16 protein-coding genes are annotated in these 21980 nt (G+C 61.1%); 6 read left to right on the plus strand and 10 right to left on the minus strand.

The window, feature by feature from the left end; all coding sequences use genetic code 11:
- Positions 1 to 94 precede the first annotated feature (94 nt).
- From AC3ISR_RS12230 to AC3ISR_RS12250, 5 genes are all read right to left on the minus strand, one after another.
- The gene (locus AC3ISR_RS12230) at positions 95 to 1072 is read right to left on the minus strand and encodes a 2-hydroxyacid dehydrogenase (protein ID WP_463983948.1); all 978 of its coding nucleotides are present in this window, start codon (positions 1070 to 1072) and stop codon (positions 95 to 97) included.
- Positions 1069 to 2361, minus strand: coding sequence for an MFS transporter (locus AC3ISR_RS12235; protein ID WP_192299645.1), 1293 nt, complete (start codon positions 2359 to 2361; stop codon positions 1069 to 1071). The genes AC3ISR_RS12230 and AC3ISR_RS12235 overlap by 4 nt, the downstream gene beginning before the upstream one ends.
- A 45-nt stretch (positions 2362 to 2406) precedes the next feature.
- A complete protein-coding gene (locus AC3ISR_RS12240; RefSeq protein ID WP_192299644.1) occupies positions 2407 to 3348 on the minus strand; it encodes a sugar kinase in 942 nt (313 codons plus the stop codon).
- Positions 3341 to 4123, minus strand: a complete 783-nt coding sequence (locus AC3ISR_RS12245) for a sugar phosphate isomerase/epimerase family protein (RefSeq protein ID WP_192299643.1) — start codon at positions 4121 to 4123, stop codon at positions 3341 to 3343. Before AC3ISR_RS12245 ends, AC3ISR_RS12240 begins: the two co-directional genes overlap by 8 nt.
- Before the next feature lie 64 nt (positions 4124 to 4187).
- A complete protein-coding gene (locus AC3ISR_RS12250; RefSeq protein ID WP_192299642.1) occupies positions 4188 to 5246 on the minus strand; it encodes a LacI family DNA-binding transcriptional regulator in 1059 nt (352 codons plus the stop codon).
- Between the two features lie 249 nt (positions 5247 to 5495).
- On the opposite strand from AC3ISR_RS12250, the gene AC3ISR_RS12255 reads away from it, so the two are divergent.
- The 3 genes from AC3ISR_RS12255 to AC3ISR_RS12265 all read left to right on the plus strand — a co-directional run bounded on the left by AC3ISR_RS12255 (position 5496) and on the right by AC3ISR_RS12265 (position 11463).
- The gene (locus AC3ISR_RS12255; protein WP_192299641.1) at positions 5496 to 6779 is read left to right on the plus strand and encodes a hypothetical protein; all 1284 of its coding nucleotides are present in this window, start codon (positions 5496 to 5498) and stop codon (positions 6777 to 6779) included.
- Positions 6780 to 6995: 216 nt separating this feature from the next.
- Positions 6996 to 8972 (plus strand): hypothetical protein, encoded by a 1977-nt coding sequence (locus AC3ISR_RS12260; RefSeq protein WP_192299640.1) that lies wholly within the window; start codon positions 6996 to 6998, stop codon positions 8970 to 8972.
- 223 nt (positions 8973 to 9195) lie between these two features.
- Positions 9196 to 11463 (plus strand): autotransporter outer membrane beta-barrel domain-containing protein, encoded by a 2268-nt coding sequence (locus AC3ISR_RS12265; protein WP_192299639.1) that lies wholly within the window; start codon positions 9196 to 9198, stop codon positions 11461 to 11463.
- 62 nt (positions 11464 to 11525) lie between these two features.
- Here the strand turns inward: AC3ISR_RS12265 and AC3ISR_RS12270 are convergent, their stop codons facing one another.
- The 4 genes from AC3ISR_RS12270 to AC3ISR_RS12285 all read right to left on the minus strand — a co-directional run bounded on the left by AC3ISR_RS12270 (position 11526) and on the right by AC3ISR_RS12285 (position 17280).
- Entirely contained in the window at positions 11526 to 11987 is a 462-nt protein-coding gene (locus AC3ISR_RS12270) for a hypothetical protein (protein ID WP_192299638.1), read from the minus strand.
- 205 nt (positions 11988 to 12192) lie between these two features.
- On the minus strand, positions 12193 to 12834 hold the full coding sequence (locus AC3ISR_RS12275) for a DUF1345 domain-containing protein (protein WP_192299637.1): 642 nt from the start codon (positions 12832 to 12834) through the stop codon (positions 12193 to 12195).
- A gap of 192 nt (positions 12835 to 13026) precedes the next feature.
- The gene (locus tag AC3ISR_RS12280; protein WP_192299636.1) at positions 13027 to 16119 is read right to left on the minus strand and encodes an efflux RND transporter permease subunit; all 3093 of its coding nucleotides are present in this window, start codon (positions 16117 to 16119) and stop codon (positions 13027 to 13029) included.
- A gap of 6 nt (positions 16120 to 16125) precedes the next feature.
- Positions 16126 to 17280, minus strand: a complete 1155-nt coding sequence (locus tag AC3ISR_RS12285) for an efflux RND transporter periplasmic adaptor subunit (RefSeq protein WP_192299635.1) — start codon at positions 17278 to 17280, stop codon at positions 16126 to 16128.
- Positions 17281 to 17570: 290 nt separating this feature from the next.
- Here AC3ISR_RS12285 and AC3ISR_RS12290 point away from each other — a divergent pair, with 290 nt between their 5' ends.
- The 3 genes from AC3ISR_RS12290 to AC3ISR_RS12300 all read left to right on the plus strand — a co-directional run bounded on the left by AC3ISR_RS12290 (position 17571) and on the right by AC3ISR_RS12300 (position 20647).
- Complete coding sequence (locus AC3ISR_RS12290; RefSeq protein ID WP_192299634.1) at positions 17571 to 18272, plus strand: response regulator; 702 nt, start codon at positions 17571 to 17573, stop codon at positions 18270 to 18272.
- Between the two features lie 3 nt (positions 18273 to 18275).
- Positions 18276 to 19577, plus strand: coding sequence for an ATP-binding protein (locus AC3ISR_RS12295; RefSeq protein ID WP_192299633.1), 1302 nt, complete (start codon positions 18276 to 18278; stop codon positions 19575 to 19577).
- A 284-nt stretch (positions 19578 to 19861) separates the two neighbouring features.
- Entirely contained in the window at positions 19862 to 20647 is a 786-nt protein-coding gene (locus AC3ISR_RS12300) for a sulfite exporter TauE/SafE family protein (RefSeq protein WP_192299632.1), read from the plus strand.
- Between the two features lie 32 nt (positions 20648 to 20679).
- Here AC3ISR_RS12300 and AC3ISR_RS12305 read toward each other — a convergent pair whose 3' ends face one another.
- Positions 20680 to 21918 (minus strand): acyl-CoA dehydrogenase family protein, encoded by a 1239-nt coding sequence (locus AC3ISR_RS12305; RefSeq protein ID WP_463983947.1) that lies wholly within the window; start codon positions 21916 to 21918, stop codon positions 20680 to 20682.
- Between the last annotated feature and the right edge of the window lie 62 nt (positions 21919 to 21980).

Here is a 21980-nt window from a genome sequence, read left to right on the forward strand (position 1 = left end):
TGCGATAGCAACCTGTCAGTCAATGCGTCATTGACTGAACCACCGCGATCGCAGGCAAGCCAGCTCCCACAGTTTTTTCAGCGGTGTGTCAGGGCTACTGAGTCCAGGCTGCGGGGTTCACCAGGTTCTTCGGCCGTTCCCCCGCCAACGCTTGTAGCAGGTTATCCACCGCACACTTGGCCATCGCCTCCCGTGTCTCATGGGTCGCCGAGCCGATATGCGGCGTCGCCACCACATTGTTCAAGCGCAGCAACGGTGAGTCGTGATTCAGCGGCTCATGCTCGAACACGTCCAGCCCTGCCGCGTGGATGGTGCGCTGTTGCAACGCCGCCACCAGCGCCGCTTCGTCGACCACCTTGCCCCGCGAGATATTGATGAAGATCGTCTCCGGCCCCATCAGCGCGAACTCTTCGGCGCCGATCAGCTTTTCTGTCTCGGCCGTCAGCGGCAACGTCAGGCAGACAAAATCGGCCTGTTGCAGCAAGTCCTGCAAACTGCGGTATTGCGCACCAAAGCGCTGTTCCACCAGCGGCTTGGGCGAATGGCTGTGATAGAGCACCGGCATGCCAAAGCCGAAGTGCCCGCGCTGGGCCAAGGCTTCGCCGATGCGACCCATGCCGATGATACCCAGGGTCTTGCCGTGCACGTCGCTGCCAAAGTGCGCCGGGCCAATGTTCTTGTGCCATTGGCCGGCGCGCACCATGTCGGCCAGTTCGACCACGCGCCGGGCGGTGGCGAGGATCAGCGCGAAGCCGGTGTCGGCGGTGGTTTCGGTGAGCACATCAGGGGTGTTGCTCAGCAGGATGCCCCGTGCGGTGAGGTAGTCGATGTCGTAGTTGTCGACCCCCACGGACACGCTTGCCACCGCTTCCAGGTGCGGCGCGAGGTCGAGCAGTTGCGCGTCCAGGCGCAGGCTGGCACCGAGCAGACCGTGGGCGGTCGGCAAAGCCTCGCGCAGCTTGGCCAGCCCTGGTTCGTCGAGTGCGTCGATCAGGGTGACCTCGGCCTGTTCATGCAGGCGCGCCATCAGCGCAGCGGAGAGTTTCTTGTACAACACGACAGACTTTTTCATGCGGTCTTTACCTCCAAATCCAGGGTTGGCACCGGCACGCGATCGCTGGCGCCGGGCTTGAGGAAAATCGTCAGCACCACCGACAGCAGCAACGCACCGCTCATCAGCAGGTACGAGGCGCCGGGCGAGCCGGTGCTGCTATTGAGGTAACCCACCAGGTACGAACCGCCGAACGAGCCGAGGGCGCCCATGCTGTTGATCAGCGCCATGGCGCCCCCGGCGACGTTGGCCGGCAGGATCTCCGGAACGATGGCGAAAAACGGCCCATACGGCGCGTACATGCAGGCCCCGGCGATCACCAGCAAGGTGTAGGACCACCAGAAATGTTCGGCGCCGAGCACGTAGGACGCGTAGAACGCGATGGACGCGATCAGCAGCGGCGGCCAGACGAAGCGTTTGCGTTTTTGCAGCTTGTCCGAGCCCCAGGACACCACGAGCATGCCAATCACCGCTGCCAGATAAGGCAGCGCCGACAGCCAGCCGGCCTCGACCATGTCCATCTGCAAACCGGCCTTGAGGATTGACGGTAGCCACAGCACAAAACCGTACACGCCAATGCTCCAGCAAAAGAACTGCAGCGCGAGGATGATCACCTTCGGCGAGCGGAACGCCTCGGCGTAATTCTTCACCGCCTTGATGCCCACCTGTTCGGCGGCGAGGGCGCTTTGCAGGCTGTGTTTTTCGCTGTCGCTCAGCCATTTCGCATCGTTTGGTCGCTCATCGGCCAGGCGCCACCAGATAAAGGCCCACAACACGGCGGGCAGGCCTTCGATGATAAACATCCAGCGCCAGCTGAAATGCTGCACCAGGTAGCCCGACACCACCGACATCCACAGCATGGTCACCGGGTTGCCAAGGATCAGGAAGGTGTTGGCCCGCGAGCGTTCGGCACGGGTGAACCAGTGGCACAGGTACACCAGCATCGCCGGCATCACTGCCGCTTCGACCACGCCGAGGGTGAAGCGGATCACGATCAGCATGTAGGCGTTGGACACCACGCCGGTCAGGGTGGCCAGGCCGCCCCAGAGGATCAGGCTGACAAAAATCAGTTTTTTGACGCTGCGTTTTTGCGCATAGATCGCCCCTGGCACCTGGAAGAAAAAGTAGCCAAGGAAAAACAATGCACCCAGCAGCGAGGACATGCCCGGGGTGATCATCAGGTCTTCGGCCATCCCGGAGGCAGCGGCGAAGCCGTAGTTGGCGCGGTCCAGGTAGGCCAGGCTGTAGGTGATAAAAACGATGGGCATGATGTACCACCAACGGCGGGTGGCGAGTTTCACGGTTTCCATGGGGTTGCTCCTGAGCTTGTTGTAGTTGTGGCAACAGGTTGTGGGTCAAGCAACGGATTTGACGGTTAACTCTTCACGGGTGGGCAAACCCTCCATGTCACCGCGACTCTGTACGGCACGGCTGCCGATCCAGTTGCCGCGCTGCACCGCCTCGGGGAAGCTGAGGTTTTCCAGCAGGGCGCTGATCATGCCGACGGCAAAACCATCGCCGGCGCCGACGGTGTCGACCACCTTGTCCACACGCACTGCGGCCACAAAGCCCTGGTCCATCTGGGTGCGGTAATAGGCGCCGTCCGGGCCTAGCTTGATCGCCACGGCCTCGGCGCCCAGGTCCAGATAAAACGCGGCGATGTCGGCCGGGTCGTCGAAACCGGTCAGCAGGCGGCCTTCGCCCAGGCCCGGCAAGACCCAGTCGGCCAGGCCGGCGAGGGCATTGATTTCACGGATCATCGTCTGCTGGTTGGGCCACAGCGACGGGCGCAGGTTGGGGTCGAACGACACGCTGCGCCCGGCTTTGCGCATCTGTGTCATCAACTCGACGGACAACTCGCGGGTGGCCTCGGACAACGCCGGCGGAATCCCCGTGGCGTGCAAGTGACGGGCGTTGAGCAATGTAGGACTGATCGCCGCCACCGACAGGTGACTGGCGGCCGAACCCTTGCGGAAGTACTCCACCTGAGGATCGGCACCGGCTTCTTCGCGGGACTTGAACTGAAAGCCGGTCGGATGCAGGGGATCGACGGCCACGTGCCGGCAATCCAGCCCTTCGTGTTTCAACGTATCGACCACAAAGCGGCCAAGGCAATCGTTGCCCACCCGACTCAGCCACGCCACCTTGAAACCCAGGCGCGACAGGCCGATGGCGACGTTGCTGTCGGCCCCGGCGATGCGTTTATGAAACTGCGCCACTTGGGCCAGGTCGCCGGTCTGCTCGGCGACAAACATCGCCATGGTTTCGCCAAACGACAGAATATCGATCTCAGACATGGGCGTTCTCCACGCGAGGTTGGCCCAGCAGGGCGAGGGTGGCGACCTGGTGTGCGGTGACCGCGATCAGGTCGTCGCCTTGCAGCGGGAATTCCACCGCCCGGGCAATTCCTTGGGTCATGTGCTTGAGCAGTTGTTCCCACAGTTGCAGGTCGGTGGCGCCGGGTGGCAGGGCCACGAGTTTGCCGTCCGGGCGGCGCGCCACCGCTTTGCAGTGCAGGTAATCCACATGTCGCCCGAGCAGGCGCGCGGCAGTCAGGGCAGATTGGTCCTGCCACTGCCAGTTGCCGATATCGAAGGTCATTTTTACCGGCAGGCCCAGGCGTTCGGCTTCGCTGAAGAAACGTTGCATCGGCTCGATGCGCCCGCCGTGCAGGGTCTGGTCGTTTTCCACCAGCAACTGCACCGGATGGCGGCTGAGCAGGGCGTGCAGGCTTTGCAGGTCGTTGGTGTCGGTGAAGTAGCCGAGCGAGACCTTCAGCCAACGCGCGCCAAACGTCTGGGCACGGTCCAGGGTGGCGGCGAGTTCGGCGTTGGGCTGGGCGCGGCCGGCGACCCACAGTTCCAGAGGCGAAGAGAACACCGCTTCCAAGTCATGCTGCGCGGCGGCCTGGGCCAGTTCGGCGGGGTGTTCGTGGGTCAGCAACTCTTCGCGCCATTCGATGCGCTGGGCACCGGCGGCGGCGAGCAGCTCGACGAAACTCAATTGGCCCTGCTGGCGGACCAGGTCGGCGCCGTAGCTGGAAAGGCTGATGGAAACGGGGTATTTGTGCATTATTGTTTACCTCTGAAACCGGTTTCATTTTTAAGCGAAAATTAGACCTGTGGGAGCTGGCTTGCTAGACCTTCGCCTGTTGCATCGTTATCGCAGGCAAGCCAGCTCCCACAATGGATTGTGTTGAGCCTCGGATAATCAGTTGGGGCAGGAAATCCAGGGTGCGCGTGGGCTCGGTGTCGCCGCGCAGGCGCTTGAGCAGGCACTCGAAGGCGCTGGCGCCGATGGCTTCGGTGGGCTGGGCGAGGGCGGTGATGCCATTCCCTACCAGCGGGTACCAGTCCAGGTCATCCAGAGCGATCAGGCCAACGTCGTCAAACAGGTTGCAGCCCAGGCTCTTGAGTGCACGGGTGCAGGCCAGCGCGGCGACGCCATTGGCACAGAACAGCGCCTTGGGGCCGGATTTGGCGAGAAAGTTTTGCAGGTGCTGTTCCAGTTCGACGTCCAGTTCCAATACCGCACCGGTCAACTGCGGGCGGCCGGCAATCTCGGCCTTGAAGCTGTCCAGGCGCTCCAACCGCGAACTGGTGCCATCGGTGGCTTCGCTCACCAGCAACACATCGCGATAACCCTGGTTTTCCAGATGCTCAACGGCGATGCGCACCGCTGCCGGGTTGTCCAACCCGACCAGGTCGCTGTGCAACGGCGCGACCTTGCGGTCCACCAGCACCAGGGGCATTTCCCGTTGCAGTTCCAGCAATTGGTCAAGGTGATGGCCGAGGGTGTTCACGATCAGCCCTTCGATGTTGTACGAACGCAGCGCGGCCAGGTGTTGGCGCTCTTGCTCGTCATCGCGGTCGGTGTTGCACACCACCAGGCTGTAGCCGTGCTGGCGGCACGCAGTTTCGACGCCGTGCATCACGGCAATGGAATAGGGGTTGCGGATGTCGGCGACGAGCATGCCGATCAGGCGTGTGCGCCCACGTTTGAGGCCACGGGCCATTTGATTGGGGCGGTAGCCAAGTTGCTCGATGGCTTGCTCGATGCGCAGGGCAATGGCATCGGAGAGCAGGGCGCGGTCGTCGCCGATAAAGCGTGACACGCTGGCCTTGGACACGCCGGCGCGCTCGGCCACATCAAGCATGGTTACGCGGCTACGCTGGGCGGCGGAAAATGAAGTCACGGTAGCGCCTTTCTTATTTTGGAGTTCGAGTGGCTCTGAAACCGGTTTCAGAAGACACCAGCCATTGCTTGCAGTCAAGAGGAAATTCGCAGAACACACACTGTGTTCTGCTGGATGAGTCCGACGGACGGCAATTGCACCTGTGAGTTCTGACAGTATCCAAGCATGGGTTCCGGGTGTTCAATCGGCTTCAGGTTAACCGCATTAGCGCATCAAACGTATTGGATGTTGGGTCCACAGGAGGGCGCCATGAGTAAGCCAAAACCCGTCAAATCAAAGCCCATAAAAACCAAGACCGGTAACGTTACTGCTGATTCTGGGGACGTCCTGGCTTTTGATGGGCCCCGGGTGGTTCATGCGCTGTCAGATGGATTAGTGCCTGCGCAGTACTATTTCGCCGATCTTGAGTGCGAAATCGTTATGCCATGGACCTTTCTGCCCGGAGCTGGCGAGACTCAATACGTCGTACCCGTATGGGACGACCACATCGCCCCACCCGTCGACGTGCTACCGGCCTTGGCACTGGATGGCCCGTTGACCCCAGGCGATTTTCCTATTCAATTCGCCATTCCCCAGTCTTTCCTGCTGAACAGTGCGAATGTCGATCTCTACTTCCGGGTCCATCTCGATTCGCCAACATCACCTAATTTCGATACGTCTGAGCCCACATTGCTCAGAATCGACCGGGATGCGCCTGGGGGCCCAGGGCCGCTGCCACCGGCGATATATCCGGTTGATCCGATCACTGACCCTTACTTGGGGGTCACGCCACTGGTGCCCATGCAAATCCCTGGAGGGTATTTCGGGCGTGAGATCGGTGATCAAGTACTGATGTATTTTTCGGACATGAACACGTTGCCGACCGGTGCACCCACCGTGGTATCCGCGCCGCTGGTGAGTGCTACCGGGCAAATATTCGTGGATGTCCCCAATACGGTTTTCCAGAACTTCCCGGGTGCCGATTTTATTTTTTGCTTCTACCGTCTGCGTGATCGCGCCGGCAATCTCAACCCGGATTTTTCCCTGGTGGCGCAAGCTGCGCTGCAGGTGGGGTTGCCCGCTCCGACCTACCTGCGGCCGCGCTTTCCGCAGGCTGATTCCGAACCGATAGCGAATCCGAACAGATATATGACGTGCGCCTGTACACCCAGGATCTGGTTCGGCGTCGAGATTCGTATTGACCCCAATACAGGACCAGGCCCGGGTATCCAGCATGGAGAGTTGGTTGTCATGCACTTTCAAGGTTACCGCCAGGCCCCTGATGTGGATCCACTTCCCGACATCGTCGATACACAAAGCCACGTTTGGGACTCGGTAGCGGACGCCTTGGGTTACTCCTTCTGGATTTTGGATGTTGAGCGTCTGATCCGCCCGCTCCGAGAGCATGCGGGTGGGAAGGCGAGCTACAGGGTTTATAGCGGTGGCGTGCTGCAAGGCCGATCTGGCGCCAGGTTCGCACACTTTGACCGCGTCGTGCCGTCGAAGCCACCCACCCTCTATTGCTGGGTCCACGGTAATGCGCCTGAGCCCTGACCCCGGGTATCCAGTGTGTTTAGCGCTATCGGCGCACCGAGGCGGATTTTACTGCAAGCGTTAAGTGTTTTTGGCTATGCCGCACATGAAGCGGTAGGGAGATGTATTGCCGGGAAATGAGTTCGTCGTCGCTGGATTGGAGCCCGAACGCCACCTGGCAGATAAGTGGTTTTTTTGTAAGAAACCTATGTTGAGCGAACGTGGAGATCATCAAAAATGAGCAGCAATCCGAATGTGCCATTGACCCCCCGGGCAGCCCCAGTTGCTCCCACTATCGTGGGGGCACTTGATGATGCCTCCGGGCTGATTTTGGCCATTAATGCGACGGCCGACCTTACCGTACGATGCAAAACAGGCGACTTTTCAGATTTCGATGATTTTATCGCCGTCGAAATGGCGGACCTTTCGCAACCTGTACTGGTCTGGGTCGCTGTGACAGCGCCAATGCAAATTAGCCCGACCCCTATCCCCATCCCTGACAGGTTCAATATCACCGTCGCCGCGCCACCCGGTGGTTTCAGGCATGGTTTCTATCAGCTACGTAGCGTTCAATACCTCAACCTCGGTGGTGTTCCGGCAGCGACGGGAGAACACTCGGAGCCAGGCTTTTTTACCGTTGACCTGCTTTCGCCGTATTCCGATGCTACCTTTCGTGATCAGCCCAATGCAGTAGCGTGGCCTTCAACGCTTCCTGCAGGTGCCGTGATCGACAATGCGTATTTGGTCATGCATGGCGGGGTGCAGTTTGATATTCCCGATAACACCTTCGTACCGATTCCGGGCAGGTGGGCTGCCGGGGACTTTATTACCTTCTACTGGAGCACGGTGATGTTTCCGCGCCCAGCGGACATCGTCAGCCCTCCCGGCGGGATTCCGATGCTGCAGTCCGGCAATACGTTTTTCCTGCCGGCAGCAATGATTGATATGAGTGGGGACTACTACGCGTTCTACACCATCACGGACCGGGCGGGTAACATCAGTCGCCCTTCGTTCGTCGAAACTCGCCGTGTTGCCTTGATCGCCGATCCGGAACCCGGCACCCCGTTTCTACCGCTGGCGCCTGCGCCCGAGGGCGGTAGTACAGATGACTTGATCAATATTGCAGATTACAAGATGGACCCTGAGGTATGGGTTCGGACCTACAATAATCACTCGCCTCAACTTGATCGGTTGGAGGTGCAGTGGGGTACGGGAAATTTCACCCCACTGGGAATGCCATTCACAACGTTTCCGCAAATATTCAACGGCATGCAGGCGGCCATCAGGGCCGCTTACACCCAGACCACGGTTGGGCCGCAGTCGGTGCCTGTGCGCTATCGGGTTGACCGCAACGGCGCCAGGTTCCCCTCCCTCGACAAAACCGTCCGGCTCGATTTGTCGGTAGGCGGTGCTGTCAACCCTGGGGACCCGGGGTCACCCAACCCCAACCTCAACCAAGCCCACGTATTCGGTGCTGGCTCGACGATTCCGGACGTGTTGCTGGAAGCCCATGCTGATCAACAGGTACGCGTGGACATCGAGCCGTGGACCGTTGCTGTGTTGCCGCATGCGGGGTTGTCGATCATCTTCGTCTGGGAGAATGAGCGGGTCGGACCGTTCCCTGTCAGCGCGACGGCCGATCCGATCTCGTTCTTTATTGACTGGGAAGTCGTCGCCCGTCATGGCAACGACTTGAAGACCATCAAGTATCTGATCCTCGACCCCGACACAACCAACGAAAACGAGTCGCCCCCCACCACGGTCGATGTGCAGGACGCCGTCGTTGTGGAGTTGGCGAAAGCGCAATATAGGGTTGCGACCCCAGGTCGTTGGTTCTGCTCGGACTTGATCACTCGGACGCCCGGGACTCCCCCCGTGCTGTTTGGTGAGATTTATGTGCCAGGCGATGCACGGATGGCCGTCGGCGTGCCACTGACATTGACGTTGAGCCTTACCAATACATTCGCCGGCTTGCCACCTGGGCCTTTCCCGTTAACGATTACGCACCCGAGTCTGAGCCAATCGGACATCGACAACGGGATCACGTTTGAAATTGACTACCGGCCTTACCTGGCTCAGGCCCCGAGGGGCTCGTGCGTGGCGACCTATGAAACGGTCTTGAGCAATGGCGTGACCGGCCATGGTGAGTTGTCTGATATACGTAGCACGCTGGCGAACACTCACTACTTCTGCGATGGGGCCAATTTTCCTTAACCGTGATCAAACCTGAAGAAGAACAGGGGAGCGCAGCGCCCCTGTTCTTTGCGCATTTATTCTTCCCGCCATGAACGCTGTCTGTTCACTCGCCTCAATAAGATAAATCCTACAGAGCTTGGGCTGTTTGATCCGTACTCTCTGCGCCGCACAGGTAAGGCTCCATTCCTTGGGAACGAGCCAAACCGTTTTCATTGGCTCTACCCCCAGAGAGTGATTGACCATGTACGTACCTGCTAACTTTAAGCTCAAGCCCCTGAGCGTGATGATGAAGGCCCCGACCATGACTCTGCTTATGTTTGCAGCTGTTCATGGGGCCGCCCACGCCGATCAACTGATTGGCGAAAAAAAGACCATTGACTCCAGCGAAACGTCCAAAGACTGGCAACTGGATTATAAGTCCGAACTGACCCTTAACGGCGCCACCGCACAGAACATCCTGGTCAATGATTCGGCCTTGATCGTTAACGCCGGCAGCCGAGTGAATGAAATCCGCGCAACGCAGGGCTCGACCGTGAAGCTCACTGGCGCACATGTGGAGTCGAGCGACGCGTCGTTTGGTGCCGTACGCCTGGATGACAGCAACGCAACCATCACCGGCAGTACCCTGATCAGCCATACCAATTTTGGCTTGCAGGCGTTCCAGAGTGTCGGTTCGGCTAAAGGCGGGGTTGCCGATGTATTCAGCAGTGTCATCAAAGGCGCTACTGCCGGTGCACTTGCGCAAGGTAACAGCGAGCTGCATTTCAGCCAAAACACCTGGGTTGAAGGCACGGGTGCCGACAGTGCCGGCGTTCGGCTGGACAGCGGCGCACTCGTGACCGCCCGCCAAAGTACATTGATCGGTGGCAAGAACGGTGTGCTCATGACAAACCAGCTGAACAGCGCCGAATCCGGCAAGCTGGTGCTGGACAACGCTCATGTCGAAGGGCGCACAGGTTCCGCGATTCTTGTAGAAGGCCGGCCAGGTCGTGTTCCGACCGTCGACATCGACGTGCGCAATGGTTCGACCTTGGTCGGTGGCAACGGTACGCTGTTGGAAGTCAAGAGTGGCGCAACCGCCAACATGAATGTCGACAACAGCCGTTTGAATGGCAATGTCATTGTCGAGGATGGCAGCAAAGCGCATTTGAACCTGCAGAACAATGCGGGCCTTACCGGCCAGTTGAAGAATGTCACCAGCCTGAACGTGGGCGACGCCTCTTCCTGGGAGTTGACCGGCGACAGCCAGGTGGGTGCCTTGAGCCTGGCCGGTGGCACGGTGAAGTTTGGTGCCACTGATGCGTTCTATCGGTTGGACCTGGACACTCTGGAAGGCAACGGCACCTTTGTCATGGGCACCGATTTTGCCCGTGGTGTCACCGACTTCCTGAACATCGAGGGCGAGGCTAAAGGCGATCACAGCCTGTTGCTTGCCGCCAGCGGTGCGGAGCCGGTCAACCCTGAAGAAGTTCGCATCGTGCACACCGGTGGTGGCGACGCGCGTTTCTCCCTGGTAGGCGATGTGGTCGACGTCGGCGCCTACTCCTACGGCCTGAAAAAAGAAGGGACCGACTGGTTCCTTGACCCGAACAATCGTGTGATCAGCCCTGGCACGCGCTCGGTAATGGCACTGTTCAATACTGCACCGACCGTGTGGTACGGCGAGGCAACTTCACTGCGTACCCGTATGGGTGAATTGCGCTTCGAACCGGGCCAGTCGGGTCTGTGGATTCGCGGTTATGGCAACAAATACAAAGTGTCCGAGAGCACGGGCGTGGGCTACGACCAGACCCAACAGGGCTTTACCCTGGGTGTCGACATGCCGCTGGCCGATAGCCAATGGTTGGCCGGTGTCATGGCCGGTCACAGCACGTCCGACCTGAACCTCAAGCGCGGTACCTCCGGTAACGTGAAGAGCTACTACCTGGGCGCTTATGCCACCTGGCTGGACGATGAGAGCGGCCTGTATTTCGATGCGGTCGCCAAGGTCAACCGGTTCCACAACGAGTCCAAGGTCGGTTTGAGCGACGGCACCACGTCGAAAGGCAAGTACAACAACACCGGTGCTGGTTTGTCGGCCGAGTTCGGTCGCAACATCAAGTCGGATGACGGCTTCTTTATCGAACCGTATGCCCAGGTGTCGACCGTGGTGATCCAGGGTGCCAATTACAACCTGGACAATGGCCTGAAAGCCAAGGGCGAGCGTACTCGTTCGATCACGGCCAAGGCGGGTGCAACGGTTGGACGTGACATCCAGCTTGACAGTGGCAGCGTGCTCCAGCCCTACCTGCGGGCGGCAATGGTGCACGAGTTTGCCAACAACAATAAGGTGTCGGTGAACAACAATGTGTTCAACAACGACCTGTCTGGGTCGCGTGCCGAGTTCGGAGCGGGTGTGGCGGTGAAGCTGTCGAAGAACCTGCAATTGCATGCTGACCTTGAGCACAGCAGCGGCGGTAAAGTTGAGCAGCCTTGGGGCGCCAATGTGGGGGTTCGTTACACCTGGTAAGTTTCGCCGATGAAAAAAGCCCGTATCGAAAGATACGGGCTTTTTTTTGCCTGTTTACCGGTTCAGGTATGAATGTCGAAGTTGATGATCAAGCTGTGTACGTTTCCGTGCGGGTCGCTATCGGTGGTAACAACAGCGGAGCCTTGGACCTTGATAAGGTGAGGTGAGATTTGCTGAATGTTCAAGGTGCCGAGAACGCCGCGAACGGCATAGCTTTCGGTCGCTGTCTTGACCGAGAGCCAAATTCTGGTGGAGGTGAATTCACTTTCCGCCAACGAGTACGTTGTGCCGGCCGGCGTGTGATCCGCAAACTGAATGTAGATTTCCCGCACTGTATCGCTGCCCTCGGTGTTGCGCCCGGTAATACCCAGAATGCGTTGGGAGGGGTCATTCACAATAGTGATGGTTTGGATGCCGAGGGGATTGCTATTGAGGAACACAGAGAAGGTTCCCTGTGCCTCACGTGCCCGGGGGATCAATACGCTCTGTTGGTGGGGGGTCAGCGTTGCAGTTTGCGCAGGCATGATTGCGTCTCCATCTCTGATGAATAGGTCAAAAACGCGGCGGCATGTGCCTGGCTTGTCGACAACTGCCCTCGAATCAGGCGCCCTACCTTGGTTTCAATTAGACGGGTTTCCTGGAATAAATCTACTGTCAGATCTGACAGTTCAATAGGTCGGCTTTTTATTTCTTTTAGGCTTAAACAAGTGCCCGGCACGGGTGTTTCGCTTAGCCGAAGAGCCCTGCTGCAATGTTGATCGAGAACCCCAGGATCGCTGTATTGAACAGGAACCCGATCAACGACTGCCCCAACACCACCTTGCGCATGCCTCGCGTGGCCACCCCCACATCGGAGGTTTGCACCGCCACGCCGATGGTGAACGAGAAGTACAGGAAGTCCCAGTAATTGGGGGTGGTCAGGCCTTCGGCAAAGCGCAGCGCCGGTTCCTTGCCGTCCCAGGTGTAATACAGGCGCGCGTAATGCACGCTGAAGATCACCCCGATCAGCAGCCACGAGCCCATGACCGTCAACCCGGTAAAGCCATAGTGCAGCAGCCTTGCGGTGGTGGGCAGGTCCTTGCTGCCGATCAGTTCAAAGGTGATGGTCGCCAGGCTGGCGATGGCCGCGATGCACACCATGAACAGCACCAGGCCGGCGTTTTCGTCTTCTATTTCGGCGATGCGTTTGACGTCCGGGGCTTTGGCGCGGACGGTCAGCCACAGCATCAGTATCAGGTAGGTCCAGACGCCGGCGTTCCAGCCGATGAGAATTTTGCTGATCAGACTGTCGGCGGGAACCAGGATACCCACCGCAAGGCCCAGCACGGCGGCGGTGGAGAGGCGAGGGTGGGTGCGGGCGAGAAAGGGCATATGGACTCACAGCTGGCGGCGGGTGAGCAGACTGTACAGGATCGTGAATGCAGCAACTAACCCCCTGTGGGAGCGGGCTTGCTCGCGAAGGCGGTGTGTCAGTCAACTCATTCATTGGCTGACCCACCGCCTTCGCGAGCAAGCCCGCTCCCACACAAGCCCGCTCCCACAAGGGGAACTGCGGTGTTCGTGCTATCGAGGTTTTTTCTTCACCAGTTTCATGACGACCACAAAGAACACCGGCACAAACACCACCGCCAGCGTCGCCGTGATCATCCCGCCAATCACCCCCGTACCAATCGCCTGCTGGCTCGCGGAGCTGGCCCCGGTGGCAATCGCCAGCGGCACCACGCCAAGGATGAACGCCAGCGAGGTCATGATGATCGGCCGCAAACGCAGGCGCGCGGCCTTCAATGTTGCGCTGATCAAGTCTTCACCTTGGTCGTACAAGTCCTTGGCAAACTCGATGATCAAAATCGCGTTCTTCGCCGACAGGCCGATGATGGTGATCAAGCCCACTTTGAAAAACACGTCGTTGGGCATGCCGCGCAAGGTCACTGCCAACACCGCGCCAAGCACGCCCAGCGGCACCACCAGCAGCACCGACGTTGGAATCGACCAGCTTTCATACAGCGCCGCCAGGCACAGGAACACGATCAACAACGACAGGCCCAGCAGCAACGGCGCCTGGGCACCGGACAAGCGTTCCTGCAACGACAGCCCGGTCCATTCCTGACCCAGGCCAGCGGGCAACTGGCTGACCAGACGCTGGATTTCATCCATCGCCTCGCCCGTGCTGTGCCCTGGCGCTGCTTCACCGCTGATCGCAATTGCCGGGTAGCCGTTATACCGCGTCAACTGCGCCGGGCCCTGGGTCCACTTGGCTTCGACAAACGCCGACAGCGGCACCATCTTCCCGGCGTTGTTGCGTACGTTGATCTTCATCACGTCCGCCACCTGGCTGCGTTGGTCGCCTTCGGCCTGCACCACCACGCGCTGCATGCGGCCCTGGTTGGGGAAGTCGTTGATATAGGCCGAGCCGATGGCCGACGACAGCACATTGCCCACATCCGCGAAGGACACGCCCAGCGCATTCGCTTGCTTGCGGTCCACCACCAACTGCACCTGCGGCGCTTCGGCCAGGGCACTTTCACGCACGTTGGCGAGGATCGGGCTTTTCGCGGCGGCCGCGAGCAACTCGGTGCGCGCCGCCATCAGTCCCGCATGACCGACGCCACCCCGGTCCTGCAAGCGGAATTCAAACCCGCTCGACGTGCCCAGACCATCCACCGGCGGCGGCAGGATCGCGTAGGCAATCGCATCCTTGAGCTCGCTGAAAGCGGCGTTGGCGCGGTCGGCAATCGCCAGGGCCGAATCATCGCCGCCACGCTGCGACCAATCCTTGAGCGTGGTAAACGCCAGCGCCGCGTTCTGCCCCGAGCCGGAGAAACTGAAGCCCATGATCATGGTGGTATCGCCCACCCCGGGCTCCCCGGCGTTATGCGCCTCGATCTGCTCGGCGACCTGCACCGTGCGGTTCTTGCTCGCGCCGGGCGGCAGTTGGATGTCGGTGATGGTGTAGCCCTGGTCTTCCACCGGCAGGAACGAGGAGGGCAGGCGCATGAACATCAGCCCCAGGCCCACCAGCAGCACGGCATAGATCAACAGGTAGCGGCCGCTGCGTTTGAGGGCATAGGCCACCCAGCCTTCGTAGCGGTCGGTGAGCTGTTCAAAACGGCGGTTGAACCAACCGAAGAACCCGCCCTTGGCGTGGTGTTCATCCTTGGCAATCGGTTTGAGCAAGGTGGCGCACAGCGCTGGCGTCAAGGTCAGGGCGAGGAACGCCGAGAACAGGATCGAGGTGGCCATCGACAGCGAGAACTGCTGATAGATCACCCCCACCGAACCGGCCATGAACGCCATCGGCAGGAACACTGCCACCAGCACCAGGGTGATGCCGACAATGGCCCCGGTGATCTGGCCCATGGCTTTACGCGTGGCTTCCTTGGGCGACAGGCCTTCGGTGACCATGATCCGCTCGACGTTCTCCACCACCACGATTGCATCGTCCACCAGGATGCCGATCGCTAGCACCATGCCAAACATGGTCAGCACGTTGATCGAGAACCCCAGCAGCAACATGGTGGCAAAGGTACCCATCAACGCAATCGGCACCACCAGCGTGGGGATCAGCGTGTAGCGCACGTTCTGCAGGAACAGGAACATCACCGCGAACACCAGCGCCATGGCCTCGAGCAAGGTGTAGACCACCTTGGTGATCGAGACTTTGACGAACGGCGAGGTGTCGTACGGAATCTTGTACTCCACGTTCGCCGGGAAGTAGCGCGACAGCTCATCCATCTTTGCCCGCACCAGGGTCGCGGTGTTCAACGCGTTGGCGCCCGGCGCCAGTTGCACGCTGACGGCGGTGGACGGCTTGCCGTTCAGGCGCGTGGAGAACTGGTATTCCTGGCTGCCGATTTCCACCCGTGCCACATCGCCGATGCGCACGGTAGAGCCGTCGGGGTTGGCCTTGAGCACGATGTCGGCGAACTCCGCCGGCGTGGACAGCTGGCCCTTGACCAGGATCGCAGCGGTTATTTCCTGGGTGTTTGTTCCCGGCAGATCGCCGATGCTGCCCGCTGAAACCTGGGCGTTCTGCGCGCTGATCGCCGCATTCACATCGGCGGGCGTGAGGTTGAAACCGATCAGCTTCTGCGGGTCGACCCAGATGCGCATCGCGCGTTCGGCGCCGTACAGCTGGGCCTTGCCCACACCGTCCAGGCGCTTGAGCTCGTTCATCACGTTGCGCGCCAGGTAATCGCTGAGCGCCACGTCATCAAGCTTGCCGTCGTTAGACGTGAGGGTCACCAACAGCAGGAAGCCGGCGGAGACTTTCTCCACCTGCAAACCCTGCTGGGTCACGGCTTGCGGCAAGCGCGGCTCTACCGCTTTGAGGCGGTTTTGCACATCGACCTGGGCCATTTCCGGGTTGGTGCCCGGCTGGAAGGTGGCGGTGATAGTGGCCGAACCGAGGCTGCTCTGGGACTCGAAATACAGCAGGTGATCGGCGCCGTTGAGCTCCTGCTCGATCAGGCTGACCACGCTTTGATCCAGGGTCTGCGCCGAGGCGCCGGGGTACACCGCGTAGATTTCCACCTTGGGCGGCGCGACGTTGGGGTACTGCGCCACCGGCAACTGCGGGATCGCCAGCAAACCGGCGAGCAGGATGAACAGGGCGACCACCCAGGCGAAGATCGGGCGGTCAATAAAGAACTGCGGCATGTCGGATTATTCCTTTGCGAGCTGGCCGGAGGTTGGGCTGTCGTCCACCTCGACTTTTTCCCCGGGGCGGGCGTGTTGCAGGCCTTCGACGATGATGCGGTCACCGGGCTTGAGGCCGTGGCTGACCACCCAGCGATCGTTGATCACCGCACCCAGCTCCACAGGTTGCTGGCTGACGGTCTGCTCGGCGTCCAATAGCAACACCATGGGGATGCCCGCGCTGTCACGGGTGATGGCGCGTTGCGGAACGCTGATGCCTTGGCTGTCGACGGCCTGCTCCAGGCGCACCCGCACAAAGCTGCCGGGCAACAGGTCGAGGTCCGGGTTGGGGAACTCGCTGCGCAGGATGATCTGGCCGGTGCCGGGGTCGACACTGATCTCGGCGAACAGCAACTTGCCTGGCAACGGGTAAAGGCTGCCATCGTCCTGGACCAGCGTGGCCTTGGCCTGGTCCTGGCCAACCTGCTTCAAGCTACCGGCACGGAAGGCGCGGCGTAGATCATTCAGCTCACGGGTGGATTGGGTCAGGTCGGCGTGGATCGGGTCCAACTGCTGGATGATCGCCAGCGGCGTGGCTTCGTTCTGGCCCACCAGGGCGCCTTCGGTGACCAGCGCCCGGCCGATACGCCCGGAAATCGGCGCGGTCACGGTGGCGTAGCCCAGGTTCAACCTGGCGCGCTCGACGGCGGCCTTGTTGGCGGCGACTTCGGCGTTGGTCTGGCGCACGGCGGCGCGGGCGTTGTCGTAGTCCTGGCCGCTGATGGCGTTGCCTTCCACCAATTGGCTGTAGCGCTGCTCCTGCAGGCGCGCCTTGAAGGCGTCTGCCTCGGCCTTGCTCAAGTTGGCCAGGGCACTGTCGAGGTCGGCCTTGAACGGCGCGGGGTCGATGCGAAACAGCACGTCGCCCTGTTTGACGTCATGGCCCTCCTTGAACACCCGCTGCATCACCACGCCGGCGACCCGTGCGCGCACTTCAGCGATGCGCGGCGCGGCAATGCGCCCGCTCAGCTCGCTGCTGATCGACAGGGGCTTGGCTTCCAGGGTTTCGATGCGCACTTTGGCCAGGGGCATTTGCGGCGTTTCGGCGCCAGAGTCGCCACACGCGCTCAGGGCCAGGGTGAGGGCCAGCAGGCAAAATGGCGCAAACAGATTCTTCGACATGCTCTTATCCCAATAATGAGAGGTGCATCCTAAGGTCACGGGTGGGGGAGTGCTGTGAAGCTATGTAGGGGGTGTGTGAAGAAATGTAAGGTGCCGCCCATAGTCGGCAGAGGACGTATATCCTTGCACAATCCTGCAAGCACCAAAGATCGAATAATGTGGGAGCGGGCTTGCTCGCGAATGCGGTGGGTCAGTCACCTGATGAGTTGGCTGGCCCACCGCATTCGCGAGCAAGCCCGCCCCCACATTGGATTTGTGTATGACTTTTAACCGTATCTACTGGAAACACCATGCCCAACATCCTCCTGGTGGAAGACGACGCCGCACTTTCCGAGCTGATTGCCAGCTACCTGGAACGCAATGGCTACCACGTCAGTGTGCTCAGCCGTGGCGATCATGTCCGTGAACGCGCACGCCTGAACCCGCCGGACCTGGTGATCCTCGACCTGATGCTGCCCGGCCTCGACGGCCTGCAAGTGTGCCGCCTGCTGCGCGCCGACTCGGCGGGCCTGCCGATCCTGATGCTGACCGCCCGCGACGACAGCCACGATCAGGTGCTGGGCCTGGAAATGGGCGCCGACGACTACGTCACCAAACCCTGCGAACCTCGCGTGCTGCTGGCCCGTGTGCGCACCTTGCTGCGCCGCAGCAGCCTGTCCGAGCCGCAGGTGGCCAACGACCAGATCATCATGGGCAACCTGTGCATCGATCTGTCGGAGCGCACCGTGACCTGGCGCGAACAGGTGGTGGAGCTGTCCAGCGGCGAATACAACCTGCTGGTGGTGCTGGCCCGGCATGCCGGTGAAGTGCTCAGCCGCGACCAGATCCTGCAACGCCTGCGCGGCATCGAGTTCAACGGCACCGACCGCTCGGTGGACGTGGCGATCTCCAAGCTGCGCCGCAAGTTCGACGACCACGCCGGCGAAGCGCGCAAGATCAAGACGGTGTGGGGCAAGGGCTACCTGTTCAGCCGTTCCGAGTGGGAATGCTAAGCGATGTTTCGTGTACTCCTCAGGCTGTACCTGATCATCATCGTCACCTACAGCGCAGCGACGTTCCTGATTCCCAAGCTGGTGATCCAACTGTTCGAACACCGCTACATGGACTACAACGTCGAGCAGTCGCGGGGCATGCAGAAGCTGATCGTCAAGCAATACCTGCGCGCGCCGGTGGAGCGCTGGTCCCAGGTCACTGAACACCTCAACGCCGATTTCGCGCCGCTCAAAGTGCAATTGCTGTTGCGCCAGGACGCCAGCTACACACCAGAAGAAGAGCAACAACTGGCGGCCGGCAAACCGGTGATCCGCCTGGGCGAATGGGGTTGGATGGAGGACATCAGTTCGCCGATCAACCAACAGTTTGTGGTCAAGCTGACCATCCCGCCCGACCCACTGGACATGAACCTGCTGTATTGGTCGATGAACGTGCTGATCGGCGCCGCGCTGCTGGCGTGCCTGCTGGTCTGGCTGCGCCCGCACTGGCGAGACCTGGAGCGCCTGAAAAGCACTGCCGCACAACTGGGGCGGGGCAATTTGGCGGAGCGTACGCGGATTCCATCCAGCTCCAACATCGGCAGCCTCGCGGCGGTGTTCGACACCATGGCCGATGACATCGAGCACCTGCTCAACCAGCAGCGCGATTTGCTCAACGCCGTCTCCCATGAACTGCGCACACCGCTCACGCGCCTGGATTTCGGCCTGGCCCTGGCGCTGTCCGATGACTTGCCCGAGGCCAGCCGCGCACGCCTGCAAAGCCTGGTGGCGCATATCCGCGAGCTGGATGAACTGGTGCTGGAACTGCTTTCCTACAGCCGCCTGCAAAACCCGGCGCAGTTGCCGGAGCGGGTCGACGTGGTGCTCGATGAGTTTATCGACAGCGTGCTCGGCAGCGTCGATGACGAACTGGAGAACCCCGACATCGTCATCGATGTGGCCCTGGACTGCGCCGTCGAACGCTTCAACCTCGACCCGCGTCTCACCGCCCGCGTGCTGCAAAACCTGCTGCGCAATGCCACGCGCTACTGCGATGGACGCATTCAAGTGGGGGTCAAGGTCGGGGCCGACGGCTGCGAGATCTGGGTCGACGACGATGGCATCGGCATCCCACTGGACCAGCGTGATCGTATCTTCGAGCCGTTCTACCGCCTCGACCGCAGCCGCGACCGCGCCACCGGCGGTTTCGGCCTGGGGTTGGCGATCAGCCGACGCGCCATGCAGGCCCAGGGCGGTACATTGATCGCCCAGGCCTCGCCGCTGGGCGGTGCGCGCTTTCGCCTGTGGTTGCCCAGCGTGCCTTGACCCCACGATCCCCCAAGTTGTAGTGAGCGGGCTTGCCCCGCGCTGGGGGGCGAAGCCGCCCCAAACGGGACGCCGCGGTGTGTCTGAAAGACCGAGGTGCCTGGATTCAGGGCGGCTTCGCCACCCAGCGCGGGGCAAGCCCGCTCACTACAAAGCGTTGCAGGGCGGTTGGATGCGGGGGGTAAAGCGCAAAATGATCTAAAGTCAGATCATATTGATATAAGTGGTTATAAGAAAAATCGCTATCCTGCGGCCAGAAATTTATATGGCCGCAGGTAGCTGTAATGGATGTGGGTAATTTTGGTTTCGTCGTTGCCGGCCTGATCGTGGGTTTTATCGTGGGCATGACCGGTGTGGGCGGGGGCTCGTTGATGACCCCGATCCTGTTGTGGTTCGGCATCAACCCGGCCACCGCCGTGGGCACCGACCTGTTGTACGCGGCAATCACCAAGTCCGGTGGCGTGCTGGTGCATGGCAAGAACAAGAACATCGACTGGACCATCACCGGCTGGCTGACCCTGGGCAGCGTGCCCGCGGTGTTGCTGACCCTGTGGTTCCTCGCCAGCCTGCACACCGACCCCAGTTCGATGAACGCGGTGATCAAGCAGGCCCTCGGCGTGGTGCTGTTGCTGACCGCCCTGGCGATCCTGTTCAAGAGGCAGCTGTTGGCCTTCGCCCAGCGCCATGCCGGCGACAGCTACCACATGAGCCCGCGCAACCTGAACCTGTTGACGGTGGTTACCGGGGCTATCCTGGGCACCATGGTCGCGCTGACGTCCATCGGCGCTGGCGCCCTCGGCACCGTGGCGCTGTTTATCCTCTATCCGTTCCTTGCCACGCGGCGCCTGGTCGGCACCGAGATCGCCCACGCCGTGCCGCTGACGCTGGTCGCGGGCCTGGGCCACGCCAGCATGGGCAACATGGATTGGCAGTTGCTGGGCTTCCTGTTGATGGGGTCGCTGCCGGGGATTTATGTCGGCAGCCATATGACCGGCAAACTCCCGGACGGCGTACTGCGCCCGTGCTTGGCGGTGATGCTGATGGCCATCGGCTACAAACTCGCCTTCTAAGACCGCTCCCACAGGTTTCACCGAGGCTGGCCTCAGGCTCTCGCCGGCCCGTTGCCGATCTGCCACACAAACGGCGGCTCAGATCCATTGATCTGCCAATCCCCGACAATCCGCGCCTTGTAGATCACCGGATTGTGCGACGACACTGTGCGCGCATTGCGCCAATGCCGATCCAGGGCCTTGCCCTGGCGGACATCCGATGCCCCCAGTGCATTGAATAATTGGCTGGTGGCGCGCTGGATCAAGTCCGACACCACCACCTGCGCGGTCGCCGATTCAATCTCGGCCGCCACATTGGCTTCGCGCTCCACCGCAGCATCCCCGCCAAACCGCGCCACATAGGCCCGTTGTGCCGGTAGCGTGGCCTTCAAGGCGCTGGCCTCGGCGGCGTAGACCAGTGCCGCGACTTCGCCCACCACTTGTTGGATCTGCGCATCCCCGCTGACATGGGGCGCGTTGCCATGGCTGTAGATGCGCTTGCGGCTGCGCACCTGCTCGGCCACGTCAACCAGCGCGGCACGGCCGATCCCGGCCAGGCTGGCTAAGAGGACAAGCTGATAGAACGCGGTCTGGTATTTGAAGCGCGTGGCAAAGTCGATGACGTTTTCAGCCTCTACCACCGCGTCGGTAAACCGCGAGGTGCCGCTGCCGGTGGTGCGCTGGCCAAAGCCGTCCCAGTCATCGCTGTGCTCCACACCGGGCTGGCGTGCGCGGGTGGCGGCGATCACATCGCCACCTGTGTCGCTGCGCTGGGCATACACGTCGATCCAGTCGGCGAAAATGCTGCCGGTGCTGTAGAACTTTTCACCGTTGAGTTTCCACTGGTCGCCGTCAGGGCTGACCTGGGTCACCACATCACCAATGGCGACGTTACCGATTTCGGTCCAGGCGCAGCCAACGATGTCGCCGTCGACAAAACGCTTGAACCATAGGTCGCGACCGGCACTGGGCGGCGCGTTGAGGCGGTCTTCGGCAAATGCGAAGTGCCCGCGCAGGGCCTGGGGCACGTTGGAATCGGCGGCGGCCAGTTCGATCAACAGTTCAAACAGCTGCGGCAGGGACGCGCCGCCGCCGCCGTATTCCACTGGCACGCGTACTGCGCCGAAACCCGCCTCCTTGAGCCATTGGATCGGCTCATGGGGCAGGGTGCGGGCCTGTTCGCGCTGCACGGCGCCTGCGGCGATACGCGCGAAGATCGGCCGGAAGCGGGCGGCCAGCGTGGGGTAATCGACGCCGGTGGACAGCGGGTTGATGACGTGGTGTTCGGTCATGGCAAGGGTTCCTGGGCTGTGATCAATGCAAGGGCGATTGCACAGTCCGTGCCGGGTGCGCG

The organism is Pseudomonas sp. GL_117, from assembly GCF_057835125.1.

Bases quoted from the DNA above. Each gene is read 5' to 3' on its own strand.
- AC3ISR_RS12230 (WP_463983948.1), bottom strand. From the start codon at position 1,072: ATGAAAAAGTCTGTCGTGTTGTACAAGAAACTCTCCGCTGCGCTGATG.
- AC3ISR_RS12235 (WP_192299645.1), bottom strand. From the start codon at position 2,361: ATGGAAACCGTGAAACTCGCCACCCGCCGTTGGTGGTACATCATGCCC.
- AC3ISR_RS12240 (WP_192299644.1), bottom strand. From the start codon at position 3,348: ATGTCTGAGATCGATATTCTGTCGTTTGGCGAAACCATGGCGATGTTT.
- AC3ISR_RS12245 (WP_192299643.1), bottom strand. From the start codon at position 4,123: ATGCACAAATACCCCGTTTCCATCAGCCTTTCCAGCTACGGCGCCGAC.
- AC3ISR_RS12255 (WP_192299641.1), top strand. From the start codon at position 5,496: ATGAGTAAGCCAAAACCCGTCAAATCAAAGCCCATAAAAACCAAGACC.
- AC3ISR_RS12260 (WP_192299640.1), top strand. From the start codon at position 6,996: ATGAGCAGCAATCCGAATGTGCCATTGACCCCCCGGGCAGCCCCAGTT.
- AC3ISR_RS12265 (WP_192299639.1), top strand. From the start codon at position 9,196: ATGTACGTACCTGCTAACTTTAAGCTCAAGCCCCTGAGCGTGATGATG.
- AC3ISR_RS12270 (WP_192299638.1), bottom strand. From the start codon at position 11,987: ATGCCTGCGCAAACTGCAACGCTGACCCCCCACCAACAGAGCGTATTG.
- AC3ISR_RS12275 (WP_192299637.1), bottom strand. From the start codon at position 12,834: ATGCCCTTTCTCGCCCGCACCCACCCTCGCCTCTCCACCGCCGCCGTG.
- AC3ISR_RS12280 (WP_192299636.1), bottom strand. From the start codon at position 16,119: ATGCCGCAGTTCTTTATTGACCGCCCGATCTTCGCCTGGGTGGTCGCC.
- AC3ISR_RS12285 (WP_192299635.1), bottom strand. From the start codon at position 17,280: ATGTCGAAGAATCTGTTTGCGCCATTTTGCCTGCTGGCCCTCACCCTG.
- AC3ISR_RS12290 (WP_192299634.1), top strand. From the start codon at position 17,571: ATGCCCAACATCCTCCTGGTGGAAGACGACGCCGCACTTTCCGAGCTG.
- AC3ISR_RS12295 (WP_192299633.1), top strand. From the start codon at position 18,276: ATGTTTCGTGTACTCCTCAGGCTGTACCTGATCATCATCGTCACCTAC.
- AC3ISR_RS12300 (WP_192299632.1), top strand. From the start codon at position 19,862: ATGGATGTGGGTAATTTTGGTTTCGTCGTTGCCGGCCTGATCGTGGGT.
- AC3ISR_RS12305 (WP_463983947.1), bottom strand. From the start codon at position 21,918: ATGACCGAACACCACGTCATCAACCCGCTGTCCACCGGCGTCGATTAC.